Origin of the sequence: Frankia sp. ACN1ag (assembly GCF_001414035.1) — a bacterium.
In the GTDB taxonomy this organism is placed as follows: domain Bacteria; phylum Actinomycetota; class Actinomycetes; order Frankiales; family Frankiaceae; genus Frankia; species Frankia torreyi.
Genome location: NZ_LJPA01000040.1, coordinates 43,236 through 63,003, shown reverse-complemented (window position 1 = coordinate 63,003; position 19,768 = coordinate 43,236). Strand labels below are relative to the sequence as shown.

The 19,768-nt window shown below is 70.9% G+C and carries 12 protein-coding genes and 4 pseudogenes; 8 read left to right on the top strand and 8 right to left on the bottom strand.

Features of this window, described 5'->3' with window-relative positions; translation table 11 throughout:
* Window positions 1-750 precede the first annotated feature (750 nt).
* Window positions 751-4,914: a hypothetical protein gene (locus tag UK82_RS42125; protein ID WP_313949841.1), complete on the top strand. Its 4,164-nt coding sequence runs from the start codon at window positions 751-753 to the stop codon at window positions 4,912-4,914.
* A gap of 120 nt (window positions 4,915-5,034) precedes the next feature.
* Here the strand turns inward: UK82_RS42125 and UK82_RS26475 are convergent, their stop codons facing one another.
* The 4 genes and pseudogenes from UK82_RS26475 to UK82_RS26460 all read right to left on the bottom strand — a co-directional run bounded on the left by UK82_RS26475 (window position 5,035) and on the right by UK82_RS26460 (window position 10,465).
* Window positions 5,035-7,857 (bottom strand): FtsX-like permease family protein, encoded by a 2,823-nt coding sequence (locus UK82_RS26475; RefSeq protein WP_055409993.1) that lies wholly within the window; start codon window positions 7,855-7,857, stop codon window positions 5,035-5,037.
* A 221-nt stretch (window positions 7,858-8,078) separates the two neighbouring features.
* A pseudogene (locus UK82_RS26470) lies at window positions 8,079-8,828 on the bottom strand (ABC transporter ATP-binding protein); the annotation flags it as partial.
* A gap of 20 nt (window positions 8,829-8,848) precedes the next feature.
* Window positions 8,849-9,490 (bottom strand): PadR family transcriptional regulator, encoded by a 642-nt coding sequence (locus tag UK82_RS26465; RefSeq protein WP_044888608.1) that lies wholly within the window; start codon window positions 9,488-9,490, stop codon window positions 8,849-8,851.
* A gap of 270 nt (window positions 9,491-9,760) precedes the next feature.
* A complete protein-coding gene (locus UK82_RS26460) occupies window positions 9,761-10,465 on the bottom strand; it encodes a bifunctional 2-polyprenyl-6-hydroxyphenol methylase/3-demethylubiquinol 3-O-methyltransferase UbiG (RefSeq protein WP_128423431.1) in 705 nt (234 codons plus the stop codon).
* 285 nt (window positions 10,466-10,750) lie between these two features.
* Here UK82_RS26460 and UK82_RS26455 point away from each other — a divergent pair, with 285 nt between their 5' ends.
* From UK82_RS26455 to UK82_RS26440, 5 genes and pseudogenes are all read left to right on the top strand, one after another.
* Window positions 10,751-10,987, top strand: coding sequence for a hypothetical protein (locus UK82_RS26455; RefSeq protein ID WP_128423432.1), 237 nt, complete (start codon window positions 10,751-10,753; stop codon window positions 10,985-10,987).
* 199 nt (window positions 10,988-11,186) lie between these two features.
* Window positions 11,187-12,218, top strand: a complete 1,032-nt coding sequence (locus UK82_RS26450; RefSeq protein WP_161849171.1) for a substrate-binding domain-containing protein — start codon at window positions 11,187-11,189, stop codon at window positions 12,216-12,218.
* Between the two features lie 34 nt (window positions 12,219-12,252).
* Window positions 12,253-13,080, top strand: a pseudogene (locus tag UK82_RS43420) (ribokinase); the annotation flags it as partial.
* 1 nt (window position 13,081) lies between these two features.
* Window positions 13,082-13,161, top strand: an 80-nt coding sequence (locus UK82_RS43415; RefSeq protein WP_396230653.1) for a hypothetical protein, incomplete at its 5' end; no start/stop codon positions are given.
* Window positions 13,162-13,240: 79 nt separating this feature from the next.
* Entirely contained in the window at window positions 13,241-13,942 is a 702-nt protein-coding gene (locus UK82_RS26440; protein ID WP_128423433.1) for a transaldolase family protein, read from the top strand.
* 29 nt (window positions 13,943-13,971) lie between these two features.
* Here the strand turns inward: UK82_RS26440 and fxsT are convergent, their stop codons facing one another.
* Together fxsT and UK82_RS26430 are read right to left on the bottom strand one after the other, a co-directional pair.
* Window positions 13,972-16,605 carry an FxSxx-COOH system tetratricopeptide repeat protein gene (gene fxsT, locus UK82_RS26435; protein WP_083507378.1) on the bottom strand — a complete coding sequence of 878 codons (2,634 nt, stop codon included), beginning with the start codon at window positions 16,603-16,605 and terminating at the stop codon, window positions 13,972-13,974.
* A 261-nt stretch (window positions 16,606-16,866) separates the two neighbouring features.
* Window positions 16,867-17,646: a sporulation protein gene (locus UK82_RS26430; RefSeq protein ID WP_044887390.1), complete on the bottom strand. Its 780-nt coding sequence runs from the start codon at window positions 17,644-17,646 to the stop codon at window positions 16,867-16,869.
* A gap of 341 nt (window positions 17,647-17,987) precedes the next feature.
* On the opposite strand from UK82_RS26430, the gene UK82_RS34475 reads away from it, so the two are divergent.
* Window positions 17,988-18,498 (top strand): hypothetical protein (locus tag UK82_RS34475; protein ID WP_236706472.1); only part of this gene is annotated, 511 nt, incomplete at its 5' end.
* Window positions 18,383-18,616, top strand: a pseudogene (locus UK82_RS43410) (hypothetical protein); the annotation flags it as partial. The gene UK82_RS34475 and the pseudogene UK82_RS43410, both read left to right, overlap by 116 nt.
* Before the next feature lie 21 nt (window positions 18,617-18,637).
* Here UK82_RS43410 and UK82_RS40350 read toward each other — a convergent pair.
* Both UK82_RS40350 and UK82_RS40345 read right to left on the bottom strand, forming a co-directional pair.
* Window positions 18,638-19,128: pseudogene (locus tag UK82_RS40350) on the bottom strand (aldo/keto reductase); the annotation flags it as partial.
* Between the two features lies 1 nt (window position 19,129).
* Window positions 19,130-19,627, bottom strand: a 498-nt coding sequence (locus tag UK82_RS40345) for an aldo/keto reductase (protein WP_236706471.1), incomplete at its 3' end; no start/stop codon positions are given.
* Between the last annotated feature and the right edge of the window lie 141 nt (window positions 19,628-19,768).

Sequence of the window (19,768 nt, the reverse complement as noted above, 5' to 3'; positions counted from 1 at the left end):
CCGGCGATGGTGCTGACGAACACGACCACGCCGACCCTGTCGGGTTCCTCGCGTGATCCTGATGGCGGGCAGGTGCGGGTCGACGTCGAGGTGTGGAATTCGGACGGCTCCACGAAGATCACCGGTGGGTCGGTGGCGAACACCCCGTCGAACTCGCCAGCGTACTGGACGGTGCCCTCGGGCCTGCTGACGAACGGCACGGCGTACGAGTGGCGGGCCCGGGCCTACGACGGCGTCGACTACTCGCAGGCCTGGTCGTCGTGGATCCCGTTCACCGTCGACACGACCGCCCCCGCGGCCCCGACCGGACTGAGCTCGGCGGCGTGGGCGTCCGGTGGCTGGGCGTCGGCGACCTCGGGCACGTTCACCTGGACATCGCCCGGCGGGGACACCCAGTCGTTCCTCTACGGCCTCGACCAGCCGTCCCCGGCGACGGAGACGACGGCCACGACGACCCCGTCGCTGACCNCGNCCGCNGGCCTGCACACCTTCTNCGTGCGGACGAAGGACAAGGCGGGCAACCTGTCGCCGGTCGTCTCCTACGGCTTCGGGGTGGGCGCGGGGGCGCTCGCGCAGCCGGCGGACGGCGCCCGCGTCCAGCGGTACGCGACGTTGGAGGGGCAGGCGCCCTCGGCGCAGACCAAGGTGACGTTCCAGTACCGGCTCGGCACGAACACCGCCACCGGCTGGACGGACGTGCCGACCGGCGCCGTGACCGTCGCCGGCACGTCGACGCATCCGTCGTGGCCGATGGCCCGCAACGGCTCGGGCCTGTTCGACAGACTGACCTGGGACCTCGCCGCCACGATGACCACCGCGGGCGCCGCGGACGGCCCGGTGCAGGTGCAGGCCTGTTTCCGGGACGCGGCGAACACGGTGACCTGCGTGCCGGCGCACACGATCCAGTACACCCGGCACGCGTTCGCCGACGCCGAGGCCACCCACGCCGTCGGGCCGGGCTCGGTGGCCCTGCTGACCGGCGACTACGCGGTGTCCGCCACCGACGCGTCGATGCCGAGCTACACCGGCGACATCACCGTCGGGCGCACCTTCACCACCCTCGGCGTGAACGCCCCCGCCGGCGCCGCCCTCACGGTCGATCCGTCGACGCCGCCGGCGGTCGGCTGGAACGGCAACGGCTGCACGTCGGCGGGTAACGCGGTGACCGCGTCGTTCACGGCGCCGGCGAACGCGCTGCTGCTCGCCCTCGCCGACACCGGTTCGACCGGATCCGGCGCCAGCACCATCCCGGCGATCTCCGACTCGGGTGGGCTGTCCTGGATCCGGGTCGCCGGGTCCGGGGCGAACGGCACCAAGGACGAGGCGGTCGCCTGGTGGGCGCGGACGTCGAGCTCCGCCGCACGCACCGTCACCCTGACCTCGTCGACGAATACCTGCTCGAAGTTCCTGCAGGTCCTCGTGGTGATGAACGCGAACCTGGCGACGCCGATCGGCGCGACGAACATCGGCCCGCCCGACGACACGACCGCAGGGGTGTTCAACCAGTCGGTGACGTCGACCGCGGCCGGGTCGATGGCCTTCGCCGCGGTCGCCGACTGGAACGCCGCGGCGGTCCCGACCCCCGGTTCCGGGGTGACGCTGCAGGGCAGCTACCACCAGTCGGACCTGACCGGTGCGGCGCTGTACAAGACGGCGGCGTCCTCCGCTCCCGGTCAGGCGCTGACCATCACCACCACCGCACCGTCCACGGCGACGAACTCGTGGTCGATGTTCGAGGTGCTGCCCGCGGGTGCGTCGAACACGATCTTCGGGCCGGGGTGGACGGCGAGCATGCCCGGCCCTGATGCCGGTGCCGCGGACGAGACGCTGGCGGACAGCACCGATTCCGGTGGCTATGTCACCTTCACCGACGACACCGGCGTCCAGGACGTCTACACCCGCGCCGGTACCGGCGGCTATCCGTACGCCTACACCGGCGTCGGCGACGACGCCGTCGACGGCAGCACCCTGACCAAGGACTCCGCGACCCAGTTCACCCACACCGACGTCGACGGCACGAAGACCGTCTTCACCGCTCAGGTCGTCGGGGGTGTGACGACCTGGCATGCCAGTCAGGTCATCGAGCCCGGCTCGAACACCACGTCGACCTACACCACCGACTCCGCGGGCCGGGTCACCCGCATCCTCGCCCCCGTCCCCGCCGGGGTGTCGTGCACGACGCTCGGCGCCGGCTGCCGCGCGCTGACCCTGACGTACGCGACGTCGACGACGGCGACCGGTACCGGCACGGACCCCGCGACCTGGGGCAGCTACACCGGCCGGGTCAGCGGGATCGCCATGGCGCTCAACGGCGCCGCGCCGGTCAACGTGGCCGCCTACGCCTACGACTCCGCCGGCCGGCTGCGCTCGGCGAAGGACCCCCGCACCAACCTGACCACCACCTACAGCTACGACACGGCCGGCCGGCTCGCCCAGATCACCCCGCCCGGCCAGGCCACCTGGACGCTGGCCTACGACAGTTCCGGGCGGATCTCGACGGTGTCCCGCCCGACCCCCGGCGGGTCGACGGCGACGCAGACGGTCGCCTACGACATCGCGGTCACCGGCGGCACCGCCCCGATCGACCTGTCGGCCGGGGCGGTCGCCGCCTGGGCGCAGCAGGACCTGCCGCTCTACGGCGCCGGCGTGTTCACCGCCGATCATGTGCCGCCGTCACCGCCGTCGCCACAGGACTGGCCGTACGCCGACCTGACCTACCTGAACAGCGACGGCCGGCAGGTCAACAGCGCCTCCTACGGCAACGGCGCCTGGCAGATCACCACCACCGAACACGACACCAAGGGCAACACCATCCGCACGCTGTCCGCGGAGAACCGCAACCAGGCACTGACCCCGACCGCGGACACCGACCCGACCGTGGCGGCACTGACCAGCTCCGCGGCCCGTTCCCAGCGGCTCGACGAGCAGACCGCGTACACCGCGGACGGGGTGTCGGTGGCCGACACGTACGGCCCGACGCATCAGATCGTGGACAACGGCGGCGCCCGCTACTCGGGTCGCGAGCACGTCCACACCGACTACGACCAGGGCGCCCCGTCGTCGCCGACCCCCTACCGGCTGGCGACGACGGTGACCACGACGATTCGCCTGGCCGACGGCAGCGACGCCGACCCGCGCAAGACCGTCAACGGCTACGAGGCGAAGAGCGGCGCGGACGCGGCAACATCCGGGTGGAACCTGCGCAAGCCGACGACGGTGACGACCTGGATGGGCGGCGGCTCCACCCCGGACATCGTCCGCACGACCTACTACAACGCGGCCGGCAACGTCGTAGAGTCCCGCCAGCCGAAGGCGAGCAGCTCCGGTGGCGACGCCTACACGACGCTGACCTCGTACTTCACCGCGACCGGGTCGGGAAGCTGCGTCAACGCCTCCTGGACCGGCCTGGCGTGCACGGAGGGTCCGGCGGCGCAGCCGTCGTCGGGGAATCCACTGCCGGTGTCGGCATACACGTACAACGACCTGAACGAGGTGCTGACCAACGTCGAGACGGTCAACTCGACGACCCGGACCACGACCTACACCTACGACAGCGCCGGCCGGAAGACCTCCGAGGCCGTGGCGGCGAGCCCGGCGGCCGATGGCGGGAGCACGATCCCGACGGCCACCTACGCCTTCGACGCGTCGACGGGTCTGCCGACGACGACCACGGCGGACAGCGTCACGCTTACCACCGGCTACGACTCGTGGGGCCAGGTGACCTCGCAGACCGACGCCGACGGCAACACCGCGGCGACCACCTACGACATCGACGGCCGGGTCGCGACGGTGAACGACGGCAAGGGCACGTACACCTACACCTACGACGGTGGTTCGGGGGAGCACCGTGGCCTGCTGACGAGTCTCGATGTCGGCGCCGGCAGCGCGCCGTCGACGTTCACCGCGGGTTACAACGCCGATGGGAAGCTGACGTCGCAGACGTATCCGAACGGCCTGGTCGCGGCGACGCGGTATGACGACAACGGTGAGCCGACCGCGCTGAACTACACCAAGGATGGCACTCCGTGGCTGGCATTCGCCCAGGCCAACTCGATTTACGGCCAGATCCGGTTGGACGCGACGCCGGCATCGACGAAGTCGTTGGGTTATGACTTGTCGGGCCGGTTGACGTCGGTGGCGGATACGGTGAGTTATGGCGGTCCGGCGTCGTGCACGACGCGGTCGTATGGGTATGACGCGGATTCGAATCGGTTGTCGTTGACGAGCTACCCCGATGGTGGGGGTAGTGATGCGGGTACCTGCTCGACGTCAACATCGCCCAGCGGTTATTCTTTCGGCTATGACCAGGCTGATCGGCTCACGAACAGCGGGTATACCTATGATCTGTTCGGTCGGACGACGACGGACCCGTACCCGCCGGCCGGGTCGTCGGCGAGTCTCGGGTACTTCGTGAACGATCTGGTGGCGAGCGAGACCGTGGGTTCGTCGACGAGGACGTATGCGTTGGATCCGGCTCGGCGGGTTCGGTCGTGGTCGGACGGGTCGACCACGTCGGTGAACCATTACACGTCGGGGTCGGGGGACAGCCCGGCGTGGATCGGGGTCGGTTCGTCCTGGTCGCGGAACGTCAGCGGTATCGGCGGCGATCTGGCCGCGGTCCAGACCGATGGTGGTGTGGTGACGTTGCAGTTGGCGAACCTGCACGGTGATGTGGTCGCGACCGTCGACGACGTGACCTCGGCCGGTTCGCCGGCGAGCTATGCGGAGTCCACCGAGTTCGGCAGCCCCTACTTCCTGAGTTCGGCGTATCCGCGGTACGGCTGGCTTGGCGCGAAGGAACGTTCCCGGGACACCCTGTCCGGCCTCACCCTGATGGGTGTCCGTCTCTACGACCCCAGTCTCGGCTGCTTCCTCCAGACCGACCCGGAGCCCGACGTTCATAAGGCCAGATAGCCGCCTTCTCGTCCGGGTGAGCACGCGATCTTCGACTATCAACCTCGAGCCCTTTGTTGCTGGGATCACACGGGCGTCTCTCCAGCCATGGGAGCACTGCGGAAAGACCAGGCCGAGGGGTTAGAGCGTGACGCGGCGGAGGGTGGGCAGCCGGGACCTGGTGAACAGCCAGCCGCACGCCACGGCCACGAGCGGCACGAGCACGACGATGCTGGTCAGGCTCAGCCAGGGTGGGATGAACTCCCAGGTCTGGTCGAACGTCCCGGAACCGTGGCGTTCCATCCAGATCAACGCGAGGCCGGGCACCCCGCCGGCCACGACCCCCAGCACCACCCCGGTGCCGGCGATCACCGCGGCCTGGCTGGCGGCCAGCCGGCGGCGTACGCCCGGGCTCGCCCCCACGGCGGCGAGCGTCGCCAGGTCGGCGCGACCATCTGCCGCGGCGAGTCCGACGGCGATGCCGGTGGCGCCGAGGGTGACAACGGCGGCCGCGACCGCCAGTGCCACCAACCCGATGTCGTAGTCGCTCTGGTAGCCACGTTCGACGACGAGGCCGCCGTCGATTCCGGCGTCCGCCAGTGCTGAGTCCGCCCGCTCGGCCTCGGCCGCCGTGGGCACCCGGGTCGTGCTGGCCATCACCGCGTCGGGAATGACCGAGTACCCCCGCGCCCGTACCAGCGCCGGGGGCACGACGATCATGTCGATCGGGGTACCGCCGGCGCGCCTGACGAGCCTGGCGGGCAGGACGAGCGTCCGTTCGCTCGTCCCGACAGCGGACTGCCCGGGATCGTACGGCGGACTGACCTTCACGACGACGGTCCCGTCCGCCCGGAGGTACTGGGGGTTCGTCACGGCGACGACGCCGGCTGCCACGACGGCCCGGGCATCGGGGTAGCCGCCGTTGCTGGCGACGTCCAGCGCGGTGCCGTCGTCCACCGCGACGCCGTTGTGGACCTGGATGAGCCCCCGTTCGCCGCACCGTTCGTCGACCGACGCGTCCCACGGGGCCAGGCTGGGGCCGTACGTCCCGTCGCAGGAGAGGTCGCTGCGAGGGTCGGGGTAGGCGTAGGACGAACTGTCTGCGGCACTGCCGATGGTGTAGATCGGCGCGACCCTGTCCACGGGCAGGTTCGCGCGCAGCAACGCCTCCACCTGCGCCGCCGGATGCGGCTGTTCCGGCCCGTTCGGCCCCCACCGCGTCAGGTCGAGCACCACGCCCCCCGGGGCGGCCGACGGCCGGTAGGTGAGGTGGTCGTGGTGGTCGAGCGCGGCGACGTAGAGCGAGATCGCCACCGATCCGGTGACCGCGGCCATCACCGCCCCGACGGCGGGGGCGGTGCGACCACGCTGGCGAGCCGCGTCCCGCAGGGCCATCCGGGCGGCGACCGGCAGCCGCCGGGCGGCCCTGGCGAGGAGCTCGACGATCGATCCCGCGGTCGCGATCAGGCCGAGTGTCACGACCGCGGTACCGGCGAGCAGCGGCAGTGGTTCGGCGGTGGCCGCGCCGAGCGCCGCCAGACCGACCCCCACCGCGACCGCGACCACGCCGAGTACCGGAACTCGCCTCGGGGTGACGAGCGGACCTCGTCGACTGGCCAACGCCGCGACGACGTCGACCCTGCTGGCCTGCCAGGCCGGCACGACGGCCGCCGCAACGGCGGTGAGCGTCCCGACGAGAACGATCAGTGACAGGTCGAGCAGCCGGACGTCGGTGTGCGCGAAGTCGCCGTGTTCGTAGTGCTCGAGGACGGGCAGCGCCGCCGCGCCGACGCCGGCGCCGAGCCCGGCGGCGGCCACCGAGGCCCCGAAACCGACCACGAGTCCGCCCGCGAGCACGATGGCGGCGATCTGCCGGCGGTTGCCGCCGCTGGCGGAGACCAGCGCGAGATTGCGGATGGTGCGCCGAGCGCCGACCGCGAACGCCGGCCCCGCCAGCAGCGCGACCTCGAGCAACACCAGGCCGACGGCCGTGGCGGCGACCGCCGCGTCGGCAGCGGCGAAGGTGCCGGAACTGTTCGGCACCGCGGGCACGTCGCTCGCGGGGGGCGGATCGGCGAACACCGCCCGGCTCACCACGACCGCACCGAGCCGATTCAGGCGCAGCACATCGTTCCAGGTGACAGGGCTCGGACCCACCGCATACAGCGTGTCGTTGCCGTAGCCCGGGGTGTCGGTGGCCGGCAGCAGGCCCGGCGTGCCGAGCACCGCCCTGGTGTTGCGGTCCTCGTGGAGGCAGGCGACTCCCACCACGTCCACCAGGCGCAGGCGCCCCTCACCGCCGGCGGGAGAGACGGCACCGGTGGGTGCGGTGGAGTCGGCGGCCGCACGGCCCGGAAGCTCCAGCTGCATGGTGTCGCCGACCCCGACGCCGAGGTGCCTGGCGAACGAGGCCGTCACGGTCACTTCGCCATCCTTTGCCGGCAGTCGGCCCGAGGTGAGGGTGACCAGGCCGGCGAGGCGGGGGTCGGTCCAGGCGGCCTCGTGCAGGTCCGCGCGAACGAAGCGGCTGCCGTCGTGGGCGCGGGGGTCCTCGATCCGCAGGCGCGCGTCGTGGGCGTCGTGCACGGTGGCGAGCCGGTCCCCGGGCGGCAACGCCGCGGCGAGGCCGGCCCGCGCCCGCTCGGCATCGGGCAGATGGGCCGGCCCGCTCGCGTCGGGGTCGACCGGACTGGCGGTCTCGGCGTCGGGGCTCTGCGCCATGGGGAGCCCGATGTTCCAGCCGGTGAACCGTGCCTGCAGCTCGGGGTGCGTGCCGAGCGTGCGCCAGACCCGCTGCGCAGGGCCGTCGTCTGCCGATCGGGCGATGACGTCGACGGCGGAGACCAGCAGGACCGGCAACCCGATCATCACGGCGATCAGCAGCGTGCGGCCCTTGGCACGCAGCGCGTCGCGTCGGGCGACCCGCAGGGCCGCCCGCCCGGCGGGGAATCCCAGCTTCGTCACCGGTCGGCTCCGTCCGTTGCGCTCCCGCTGTCCCCGTCGGGCCGTCCGGGGTCGGTCGCTCCGGGGCTGGGCCGTCCGGGGCTGGGCCGTCCGGGGCTGGGCCGTCCGGGACTGGACGGTCCGGGACTGGACGGTCCGGGATTGGATGGTCCGGGGTTGGTCCGTCTGGGGACGAACGGTGGGCGGTCGGAGGATCGGCTTCCGTGCGGGTGGGTCGACGTGCTGCCGAGCAGGGACTCGGGGGTCGACGGTTCGCCGGTGGAGTCGACCACCGTTCCGTCGCGCAGGAACACCACCCGGTCGGCCCACCCGGCGTGCCGTGCCTCGTGGGTGACGAGGAGGCCGGCGGCGCCGGCGTCGCAGCGGGCACGAAGCATCCGCATCACCTCGCCGCTGGTCGCCGAGTCGAGCGCGCCGGTCGGCTCGTCCGCCAGCACGAGCCGCCGGGGGCCCACCAGCGCGCGGGCGATCGCGACGCGCTGCTGCTGGCCGCCCGACATCTGGTCGGGAAACCGGTCGGCGAGATCGGCCACGCCCACGTCGGCCAAGGCGGCCACCGCCTCCCTGCGTGCCGTGCGCGTGGCCACGCCGTCGAGTTCCCGGGGGAGCGCGACGTTCTCGGCCGCGGTCAGCGCCGGAACGAGGTTGAGATCCTGAAAGACGTAGCCGAGGCTGCGTCGACGCAGCGCCGCGAGCGCTCTGGCGGACAGTCCTCCCAGCGCCGTCCCGTCGACGAACACGTCGCCCGACGTCGCGAGGTCGAGCCCGCCCGCCAACGTCAGCAGGGTGGACTTGCCCGAGCCGGACGGGCCCATCACGGCGACCAGCTCCCCGGGGTGGACGACGAGGTCCAGCCCGCGCAGCGCGACGACCTGGGTCACGCCACCGCCGTGGACCCGGGTCACGCCGCGCATGCGCAGTATCGGGGCCGAGGCGGGCGGGGAGGTGCCGGGGGGCGCGGGCTCCGGCATGCGAGGGGGCGCGATCGAGGTCATCGTCCGCTCTTTTCGGTCGTGGCTGCGTCTGGGTGGCCTGGCGAGGACAGGGCCGTGGTCGGTGTGGCCGGCGGGGGAGCACCGCTCGGGCTGGCGTCGGTGCGGGCGGCCCGGCGGGCCGTCCGCTCGAGCCGGGCCTCGACGTGGTCGAGCCAGCGGATCTCGGCCTCGGCGGCGAACACGAGGCTGTCGAGCACGAGCAGCCAGGCGGTGTCGTTCGCCTCGTCGGCCCGGCGACTGAGCCTGGTGTACTGCTGCACCGCGCGCATCGTCTCGGTCCGCTGGCGCTGCACGACCGCCTGCACGTCGACTCCGGGCAGCGTGACGGCGAGCGCGAGCTTGATGGCCAGCTCGTCTCGGGCCGGAGCGTGGCGGGTGACCGGCGCCGACCACCATTTTTCGGTCTCGGCGCGGCCGGTCTCGGTGAGCTGGTAGACGGCTGTCTGGTCATCGGCGTACCCGGCGGTGTCCGCCGGCTCGACGAGCCCGTCACGTTCGAGTCGCTGCAGCGTGGTGTAGACCTGCCCGATGTTGAGCGGCCAGGTCGAGCCCGTGCGTGTCTCGAATTCCGCCCTGAGCTGGTAGCCGTACATCGGGCGCTCGGCGAGCAACGCCAGCAGCCCGTGTCGGATCGACATCACGCCTCCCTGCGCCTGCGTCGGCACGTGCCTGGCGGCAGGTACCTGTCGGGCACGGCATACCTGGTATTTACATACTCGGTATGGTCCCCCCCTCTGGGGGCAACATACGCAGTATGGCATACCCGGTATCTACCTGGAGGCTGTCGGAATGAGGTCGCCCGTATCGCGTGGACGACAGACTGCCGTGACAATCCAAAAACGAGTGGCGGGTCCAGGCTGGCGACGCCACGGTGGCCCTCGTCGCACTCGCCCCTGGGGCGGGTGCGATCAGATTCGTTTCACCGCGCGCGCGGACACGGTGAGGGGAAAGTCCTGATCCACCACGTCCAGCTCTGCGGCCGTCACGTCCTCCACGGTCAGGCCCTGGAGCGCGCAGACGGCGGCCAGGACGTTGCCGTGGCCGTGCACGTCATCGCTGGGCAGGCCGGCGGTGGTGAGTTCGGTGCGCAGCCCCGCGGGAGTCCAGCGGTACAGATCCGCGTCCCGGTCATGGGGGTCGAGCCGGGCGAGGGCGGGGACGGTGAGCAGCAGGACGCCGCCCGGGGCGAGGGACTGCCAGAGGTTCGCCAGCGCTGCCTGAGGGTCGACATACTGAAGGACCTGGGTGACGATCGCGCAGTCGTAGGCCCCCGGGGGGAGGCTCCCCACCTTGTTCAGGTCCGCGTGCAGGGTGAGGTCCGGATTGTTCGCGTCGATGTCGACGATCGTCAGCTCGGTCGGCGCCCCGTACAGGTCACTGTAGTGGGGGTTCTTCACCTCCATCACCCGGTTACCGGTGTAGTCCGCGCAGTGGGCGGCCATGAAACCGTCGATGTAATGCCGGTCGACCGGTCGTCCCCGCTCGCTGCCGTACCAGGCGGAGAACGGGCTGGTCCGGCGCAGATTCCCCCACCGCACCGGGTGCGTCTGCCGGTTTCCCGCCTGCACCGTCGCCCGCGCCGCCGCCTTGCCGCGCCGGACAAATCCTGCCACGTCCACCGCATCCTCCCCGCTCTCGCCCCGGCCTCGTCACGACCGTGACCCACCGGCCACTATTGGTATCACCGGAGATGGGGCAACTGCCGGCTATCTCCGGATGTGCGGGGACGAGGGCCGTGGCGTTACGCGGGTCGCGGCATGGCGTGCCTCGCCGGGCGGCCGACAGGACTGCGCGAGTGAGCTCGGCGAAGGGAACTGCCACACCTGGCAAGCCCTTCGAGTCGTGGCCTCACCCGCGAGGATGAGGATGACAGCCGATGTCTGCCGACGGATGTGACCGTGATCGCGGCGAACGGGATCGCGACTGTTGTGGCGCTGGGTACGGACTGGTTGGTGTTCCGGTTGCCGGAGCCGCCGGTCGGGGTGGAAATGATCTCCCTGATTCCGTCGCTACAGAGCAGCCAGGGTTGGTTCAGTGTCAACGCCTGGCAGCCGGGTGTCCCCAGGCCGATGGCTCTCGCGCGGCTGCGGGCTCTCACCCGCGACACGATGCGGTACGCCGCCACGCTGCCCTGACCCGCGCCGGGCAGCCGAGGGGGACCGGCGGGAGGCCGCCCGGAGGGGNGAAAGTGAAATCGGTAGAAATCGGTCATCGGGTAGCGGAGGCGAAGGTGCAGGGGAAGTCGATGGAGCCTGTCCGCCCTTCCGCGTCTATCCTGTCGTAACGGATCCCCTGAGTAAAGCAGGCGTCATGGGTGGACGTGTCGTCAAATTCGTGAGCGATGCCGACGGTATGCGGCTGGCCGGCCGTGGTGGTGGCCGGCCGACCGTGTCGACGAACACCTTCACCCGGGTTCTGAACGGCGGTGGAATCGGTCGTTTCGCGGCCCGCTCTCGGAATCCGGAGATCCCGTCCTCGTCGATTTCTCGGAGCGATGGTGGAATGGCGGTTCCCCGCCCGCTCGCGAAGGTTTGGGCAGCAATCTTCAGTGATACTGAAAATCCCTTCTTCTCCGGGGTTCTTCGGGGCGTCGAGGCCGCTGCGGCCCGCGATGGATATTCGATTCTCCTGTGCAACGCCGATGAGGATCTGGACCGAGAGAACGCCTATCTCGATCTTGCCGTGCTCGGGGAGGTGGCGGGTGTCATCGTCGCGCCGACCTCCGAGGAGGAGACCGATCTCGGGCGGCTGCTCGACCATGGGACGCCCGTGGTGACGGTCGACCGGCGCGCCCTGCGTAACCAGGTGGACGGTGTTCTGGTGGACAATGCCGCCGGTGCGTGCAGCGGCACGGAACACCTGATCAGTGAGGGGTTCTCGCGTATCGCCCTCATCGGCGGTCCGCTGCGCACGACGACGGCACGCGAGCGCCGGGAGGGCTACGAACGTGCCTTGCGGTTGCACGGTATCGAACCGCGTGCCGAGCTGGCGGTGTTCGCCGACTACAAGCGGCAGGGCGGATACGACGCGATGAGCCGCCTGCTGCGTACACGACCGCGCCCCGAGGCGGTTCTGGTCTCCAACAACCTGATGGCGGTGGGGGCCCTCGAAGCGCTCCGGGAGGCCCGCTGCTCGGTTCCGCGAGACATGGGACTCGTGGCGTTCGACGAGTTCCCCTGGAACGGGATGCAGGATCCGCCCATCACCACGATCGAACAGCCCTTTGACGACATCGGGCGATCCGCCGCAGATCTGCTTCTCAGTCGGTTGGCGGGTTCGGCGGCCACCGGGAGGACGGTCGTGCTCAACACGGAGCTGCGCATACGGGAGAGTTCGGTGAAGAACCGAGGCGCGGACCTCGGGTGAGGGTCAGGGTGCGAGCGAGAGGAGCCAGGCCCGCGTGACTGACACGGTGTGCGTCGTCGGCAGTCTGATGATGGATCTGATCACCTACGCCACCCGCCGGCCGCTTCCCGGCGAGACGCTCGTCGGCGACGACTTCACGATGACTCCCGGGGGAAAGGGCTTCAACCAGGCGGTCGCCGCCGCTCGCGCCGGCTCGCGGACGAGCCTGGTCGGCCGGGTCGGCGCCGATCAGTTCGGCAGCATCTTCCGTCAGGCACTGGCCGAGGAGGAGATCGATACCACGCACCTGCACGGCGCCGAGCAGGACGGAACCGGCGTCGGGTTGCCGGTCGTCGAGCGGGGCGGCCAAAACTCGATCATCATCGTCCCGCGGGCGAACGCGTCGGTGACCGCGGCCGACGTGGCCGCCGCCCGGTCGGCGATCACCGCGGCGGACGTCCTGCTGCTCCAGCTCGAACTCCCGCTCGACGCCGTGTGGCAGGCTGCGCGGATCGCGAGGTCGGCCGGGGTGAAGGTGATCCTCAATCCGGCGCCCGCTGCCGCACTCCCAGCGGACCTGCTTTCTCTCGTCGACTACTTCGTGCCGAACGAGGTCGAGGTGTGCCTGTACGCGGAAGGGGAGGTGATGGCGGAGCGGCTGGACGATCTTGCCTCCCGGTTTCCCCGCATGAACGTCGTTGTCACGTGGGGAGAGCGTGGAGTGATCGGCCGGCTTGTGGGGGACGACGGTGTCGCCCTCTCGTTGCGGGAACCAGCCCCGGTGGTGAACGCGGTGGACACGGTCGGCGCGGGGGATGTCTTCTGTGGCTATCTCGCCGCCGGTCTGGCCCACGGAGTCCCCCCGGCGGCGGCCATCCGTTCCNCGGTGTCGGCCGCCTCCCTCGCCGTCACGCGGACCGGGTCGGGGCTGTCCGCTCCTTACGCCAAGGAGATCCAGGCGTAAGGGGGTCCGTGGCAGCGGGAAATCGAGATGCGAGGATACCGGCTGTCCGCCGACCGGCCCACAAGTGAAGGCGATCAGCATGTACCTGGATTCGGCAGCATCCGATGAGGTGGCCCTCGCCGCGTCGCTCGGATATGTGCGCGGAGTAACGGTGAACCCCACCCTGATGGCCAGGGCGGGTGCCGCCGACGACCCCCTGCGCCATCTCGGCGCGTTGCGTGCGCTCCTGCCGGGTGGCATGTTCTTCTATCAGCCGTGCAGCGTGAGTCCAAACGCCGCCCTCGGCGAGGCATGGGCCGCCTTCGAGCAGAATCCGGACCACACCGTGATCAAGATTCCTGCGGTCTCGGAGTACTTTTCCATGGCCGTTGAACTTGTCGGTCGAGGGGTCCGGGTCGCCATGACGGGGGTGTACGGAGGATCGCAGGCGGCGCTCGCCGGCTCGGTGGGTGCCGACTGGGTGATTCCCTACGTCGACCGGGCGGCCCGGCTGCTCGGGCACGATCGTCTGGTGACGGAACTGGCCTCGATTCTCGTGCGTCCCGTGCCGGACCGGAAGAGGTCACGCATCCTGGCGGCCAGCGTGAAATCCGTGCGGCAGGCGGAGGCCGCCCTGCTGGACGGCGCCGATGAGGTAAGCGTGCCGGTCGGGCTGCTCACCGCCCTCGCCTCCCACGAGCTGTCCCGGCAGGCGCTTGAGGAGTTCCAGCAGGCATCCCGCTACACGTTCGTGCCCGGTGTCCCCGACGACGAACAGGTCCCACGGGCGCTGCGCGGGTAACGCCGCTGCGCAGCCCGCGGTGGGCGGTCCTACCGCGCGATGGCCGGTGGCTCATCGGTCGGGTCCGGTCGGGTGCTGTCCGGGGGTGCCGCGCCGGATATCGGCCCATGGGGTGCGTGCTCGTCGGGCTGAAGTTCGTCGGGCTGTGGTTCGGCGGCCGGACGGCTTGCGCCGAGGACAGCGGGACCGACCGCCAGGCGGCTTTCCGATGCGCGGATGTCGGGGTGATCCGCGCCAAGAATGTCTCGCATCCGCTGCAGCGCCTCGGCGTGCAGGGTACGTGCCTCCTCGAGGAAGCCGAGGGCGTACAGGTCGTCGGCGAGGTTGATGGCGGAGGTGAGGGTGTCGGGATGTCCGGCGCCCAGGGTGCGGCGGCGGCGGTCGAGGGTCTCCTCATTGAGCGCTCGGGCGCCGTCGTAGTCGCCGAGGGCGTACAGGTCCACGGCCAGGTTCCCGGCCGCCCCGAGGGTGTCCGGGTGATCGGGGCCGAGCACCGGGCGCATTCTGCGCAGCGTCTCCTCGTGCAGGAGCCGGGCGCGGTCGAACTGGCCGAGGGCGTACAGGTCGACGGCGAGGTTGTTGGCGGAGGTGAGGGTGTCGGGGTGGTCGGCTCCGAGGGTGCGTCGGCGGCGTTCGAGGGTTTCCCCGTTGAGGGCTCGGGCGCGGTCGTAGTCGCCGAGGGCGTACAGATCGGCGGCGAGGTTGTTGGCGGAGGTGAGGGTGTCGGGGTGGTCGGCTCCGAGGGTGCGCCGGCGCAGCGTGTAGACGTCCTGGTCCATCGCCCGAGCGTCGTCGTAGCGGCCCAGGCCCCGCAGGGCCGCGGCGATGTTGTTCGCCGAGCTCAGGCTGTCGGGGTGGTCGGCTCCGAGGGTTGACCGGCGCAGTCGGTGAAAGGCGAGCGCGAGTCGGAGCGCGCCGGCGTAGTCGCCGCGGGCGTGGAGGTAGCGGCAGAACCTGTCCAGCAGGTCGCGCAGTGGATGGGAGTCCGTGCCCGCCGGGTGGGTGGTGAGGTGCAGCAGGTGGGGGCCGAGGACGGCCCAGGTCGGCCAGGTCGTGGGATTACTGGGATCACTCGGCTGGGCGGCCAGGAGGAGTTCGGCGGCCGTCGTGAACGACGCCTGGCGGTCCTCGACGCTCATGCTCCCCCAGATCACCGCCTGCACCAGGCGGTGGACCCGGATGAAACCCTCTTCCCGGCGCAGTAGCGAGTAGCCGGCGATCGCGGCGATGATGTCGTCCAGATCCTCCCCGGGATCCTCACCGCTGACTCGGGAACGCAGCGGTTCCGGCAGGATGGCCGAGGCCTCCTCGAACAACGTCAACGGGATCAGATCCGGGGCGAGGACCGAGACGATCTGCAACAACTGCACGGCGGCAGGTGCGGTCGCCTCCAGGCGTTCCAGGGACAGCGACCAGGCGGTGTGCAGATTCCCGCCGTAGGCCAGGTCCTCGCCTTTACGCAGCATCCGCTCCCGGCGGGACCGGAACTTGTTCAGATAGGTGGACAGCCCCATCTCCGTCCGCTCGATGTAGGCCGAGGCCTGTTCGAGGGCCAGTGGCAGGTCACCGAGTTCACGGGCCAGATCCGCGGCCGAACTCACGTCGCTGCCCGCGTTCCTGCTTCGCAGCAGGGTGATGGAGTCGGTTCGCGGCAGAACATCGACGTCGATTCTCGTCGCCATGTCCCCCCAGCTCGGGCTGCGGGAGGTGATCAGGATGTCACCGGCTCCCCCGGGCAGCCATGGGCGCAGGTCGCGGGGATTTTCGACGTTGTCGTAAACCAGCAACCAGCGGGGGCGGCGCGCCAGCATCGCGAGGACGGCCTGGGCATCCTTTGCGAGAATACCGCTCTCCGGAAGGTCGAGTCGGCTCGAGAGGGCGGCGATCTTCTCCGTGATCAGCGCCGACTGGGTGGCGTTGACCCACCAGACCAGGGTGTACTCGGATGCGTGGCGCCAGGCGTACTCGACTGCCACCTGGGTCTTGCCGACGCCGCCGAGGCCGCGCAGCACGGTGATGGCCGGGCTGCCGCCGGGGCCCGATCGGCCGACCGGCTGCCGAGACAGCACCTCGATCCGGTGCAGGACCTCGACCCGGTCGGTGAAGGTGGGGAGTCTCGGCGGGACATTCCAGATCGGCGGTATCGAACCGGGAAACGGGATCTGCCGGGCACGGTCTGCCCGCCGCTGCGCGGATCCGGTGGACGTCGCTCCGGGCCAGGGAACCCGCTCGTCCAGATGCGGCGCCCGGACCGCGAGCCGATCGAGTAGGCGGGCGGCGGCCTCTTCCTCGCTCAATCCGGTCAGATCTATGTTCGACAACCGGGCAAGGAGTGGCGGCAATGCGGTGGGTGCGACGATCACCGGCACCAGCAGGCCGTCTCGTTCGTGCGCGAGTTGCAGCGCGGCCTCGCGTTCCTCCCGGCCGAAGGAGGTCCGATCGAGGTACGCGGGAGTTATCACGGCGATGATGCGGTCGGCTCTGGCCAGGGCCATGTCCATGCGCGCGAGAAAACTGGTGCCCGCCTGCCACGTCCACTCGTCGTACTCGACCTCGTACCCGGCACGGCGCAGGTGTTGCGCAATCCACCGCGCCCACGGCCGGTCCGGGCCCGCGACACTGATGAACACTCGCTGACGCGACCCGTCCGCAAACAATGTCATTTTTCCCCCGATGCCATGCTGTCACCTTCCCAGACCGGCTGGGGTCGGATCGACAGCACCCACGCCCGCTCTCGACTGCGGGCGATGGCGTGCTTCGGGGGCATCGCGGTCATTTACCGTGGCCCGTCCTGGCTTCCGGACAGCAGGGCATCTGAAGAGGCCGGTGCCGTCACGGCCCTTTCGGCCGAGGCGACAATCGACGGAGGTGACGGCGAGGCCGGCCCCACTACCGCGNGCACGGCCTCGTTCGGCCAGCGGGACTCAGAACCAGCCGCGGCGGCGGCCGAGGTGTTCGAGCTGCTGGTGAAGCAGGCCGGCGAGCGCGTGCCGGTCGGTGTCGTGGTGGGCGAGGCGGAAGCGGCTGAGCTCGTCGCGACCGGAGGACAGCAGCCCGCCGCGGCGGTCGGCCTCGAGCACGACGTCCATCCCGGCGCCGTCGACGAGGAAGGTCACCTCCAGCTCGGAGATCCGCCGGGCGTACTCGCCGGCAGGCTTGAGCTCGATCTCCTGGTAGAAGGGCAGATCAGAGCCGTGCAGCCGGCCCTTCTCGACGTCCGCGGACCGGAAGTGGAAACCCAGGTCGCCGAGCGCCGCCAGCACCGCCTCCTGCACCGGCAGGGGATGCACGCTCACCGGGTCCAGGTCGCCCGGGTCGACCGCGCCGGAGATCGCCAGCTTCGTCCGTACGCCGATCTTCATGCCGTGCAGGTGCCAGCCGCCGACGTCGGTGATCGGCGTCTGCCACGGCACGGGCAGCTCGAACCGGCCGCTGATCTGCTGGCCCGGGTTGATGGTGAAGCCCCCGCCGACCTGCTGGGTGCCGAAGGTGACCTGCTCGTACCAGGTCGAGTCGTCCCGCTCGACCTCGACCGTCGCCTCCAACGCGACGAGGACCTTCTCGACCTCCTGGTCGACCTTGCCGCCGGTGATCGTCGTCGTGCCGGTCACGACCTGACCCGGCAGCGTCTCCGGACGGTCCAGCACGGTCTCGACCTCGGCGGCCCCCACGCCGAGCCGCGACATGAACCGCTTCATCCCCATCGTGCGTTCGTCCCCATCGTGCGTCCGTCCCCTTCGTCGATGATCCCGGCGCCGTCGTCGGGCCGTGCCTGCCCGCCGCGGCGTGCTGGCGCGACCGCCGCCGCGTGCTGGTGCGACCGCCGGACACGCTCTCACATCTCTACGACAGCCCGATCGAGGGAAACAGTCGCAGGTCGGCAAGGTGACATCGGTCAGGACGCTCGGGACAGTCCGTGACGAAGGTGGAGGACGCCGACGGGGTGGGGCATCCGCCGGCGGGGCGAACCGGTACCATTCCGCTTCGTGACCTGCATCGTCGGGGTTCAGCAGGACGGCCGGGTCGTGATCGGTGGGGACAGTGNCGGTGTAGCCGGCTGGTCCATCACCGTGCGCGCGGACACCAAGGTGTTCCGCAACGGTGAGTTCATCATGGGCTTCACCGACTCGTTCCGGATGGGCCAGCTGCTCCGCTACAGCCTCGTCCCGCCCGTGCCTCAGGACTGGGACCTTGACCGGTTCATGGCGACCGACTTCATCGCGGTCGTCCGCGACTGCCTGCGCGAGGGTGGGTTCGCGCGCAACGACTCCGGCAACGAGAGCGGCGGGCTGTTCCTCGTCGGGATCCGCGGGCACCTCTACCGCATCGACTCGGACTACCAGATCGGTCGCAGCGTCGACGACTACTACGCCGTCGGCAGCGGCGACGAGTACGCCTGCGGCTCCCTGCACAGCACCCGCGGCCTCGACGCGGAACAGCGTGTGCAGCTCGCGCTGGAGGCCGCCGCCCACCATTCGACGGGCGTCTGCCCGCCGTTCCACATCATCTCCTCCGACGACGTCTACGCCCCCGACGGCTCCGTCAACGCCGGCTAGGTCACGCCGGCTAGGTCACGCCGGCCAGGTCAACGCCGGCCAGGTCAATGCCGGCCAGGCCAACGCCGGTCAGGTCAATGCCGGCCAGGCCAACGCCGGTCAGGTCAATGCCGGCCAGGCCAACGCCGGGCGCGGTGGGTCAGGGGCGCAGGCGCTCGGCGGCCAGCGCGACGAACGCCGCCGGTCCCGTGACCGGAGTGAAGCGGTCGGCGGCGGCGCTGAGCGCGGCGTACTCGTCCGCGGCGAGGTCGAGGTCGGCGGCCGCGGCGTTGCTCTCCACCTGGGCGACGCCGGACGCCCCCGGGATCGCCACGACCTGCGGATGGCGGATCGCCCAGGCCAGCGCGATCTGGGCGGGGCTCGCCCCGTGCGCGGCGGCGACCTCGCGCAGCACGTCGAGCAGGGGCGTCGCTCGGGCGAGGTTCTCGGTTCCGAACAGCGTGTTGGCGGCCCGGACCCGGCCGCTCGGGCGGTTGGTCACGTCGTAGCGGCCCGACAGCAGCCCCTGAGCGAGCGGGCTCCAGGCGATGACGATCCGGGACTCGCGGGCGGCGAAGTCCAGCAGCGCGGCGCCGTGGCGCGGCCGGGCCAGGCTGTACTCCACCTGGTTGGACAGCACCGGCACGCCGANGGCCGCGTCGGCCTCCTGCCAGCGGGCCAGCGAGTAGTTGCTGACCCCGACGTCCCCGACGAGGCCCACGGACCGCAGTGCGGCCATGCCCCGCATCGTCCAGCGGTCCCGGATCGCCGGGTTGGGCTGGTGCACCTGGTAGAGGTCGAGGTGGCGCACGCCGAGGCGATGCGCGCTGGCGACCGCGCGCTGCTCGACGACCGGGCCCACCGGCACGACCGGTAGGAGCTTGGTCGCCACGTACGCCCGGTCGAGCGCGCCGGGGACCGCGGCCAGCGCGGCGCCGAGGATGCGCTCGCTGCGTCCCAGGCCATAGACCTCCGCCGAGTCGAACAGGGTGATCCCGAGCTCGAGCGCCCGGCGGACGATGAGCGCGGCGTCGGTGTCGGCGTAGCGGCTGCCGTAGCCCCACTGTCCGGACCCGAACTGCCAGGTGCCCAGGCCGATCTTCGAAATCCTCTTCGGACTGGTGGTGACGGAGCCCTCCACGTAGCGCATTCGCCCAGTGAACGCCCTCCTCCCCGCGGGACGCGAGAGGAGGTGTCACGCTGGTGACCTGCCACGGTGACGCGCGCGTGGTGTCCCCTGGGCGACAGCGCCCGCGCGCCCGGCGTGTTCGGCTGGGCAGGTGGGTAGCTG

Coding starts and splice junctions, on each gene's coding strand:
- UK82_RS42125 (WP_313949841.1), top strand. CDS start 751: ATGGCCCGCAACGGCTCGGGCCTGTTCGACAGACTGACCTGGGACCTC.
- UK82_RS26465 (WP_044888608.1), bottom strand. CDS start 9,490: ATGTCGATCCGACACGGGCTGCTGGCGTTGCTCGCCGAGCGCCCGATG.
- UK82_RS26440 (WP_128423433.1), top strand. CDS start 13,241: ATGTACCTGGATTCGGCAGCATCCGATGAGGTGGCCCTCGCCGCGTCG.
- fxsT (WP_083507378.1), bottom strand. CDS start 16,605: ATGACATTGTTTGCGGACGGGTCGCGTCAGCGAGTGTTCATCAGTGTC.
- UK82_RS26430 (WP_044887390.1), bottom strand. CDS start 17,646: ATGGGGATGAAGCGGTTCATGTCGCGGCTCGGCGTGGGGGCCGCCGAG.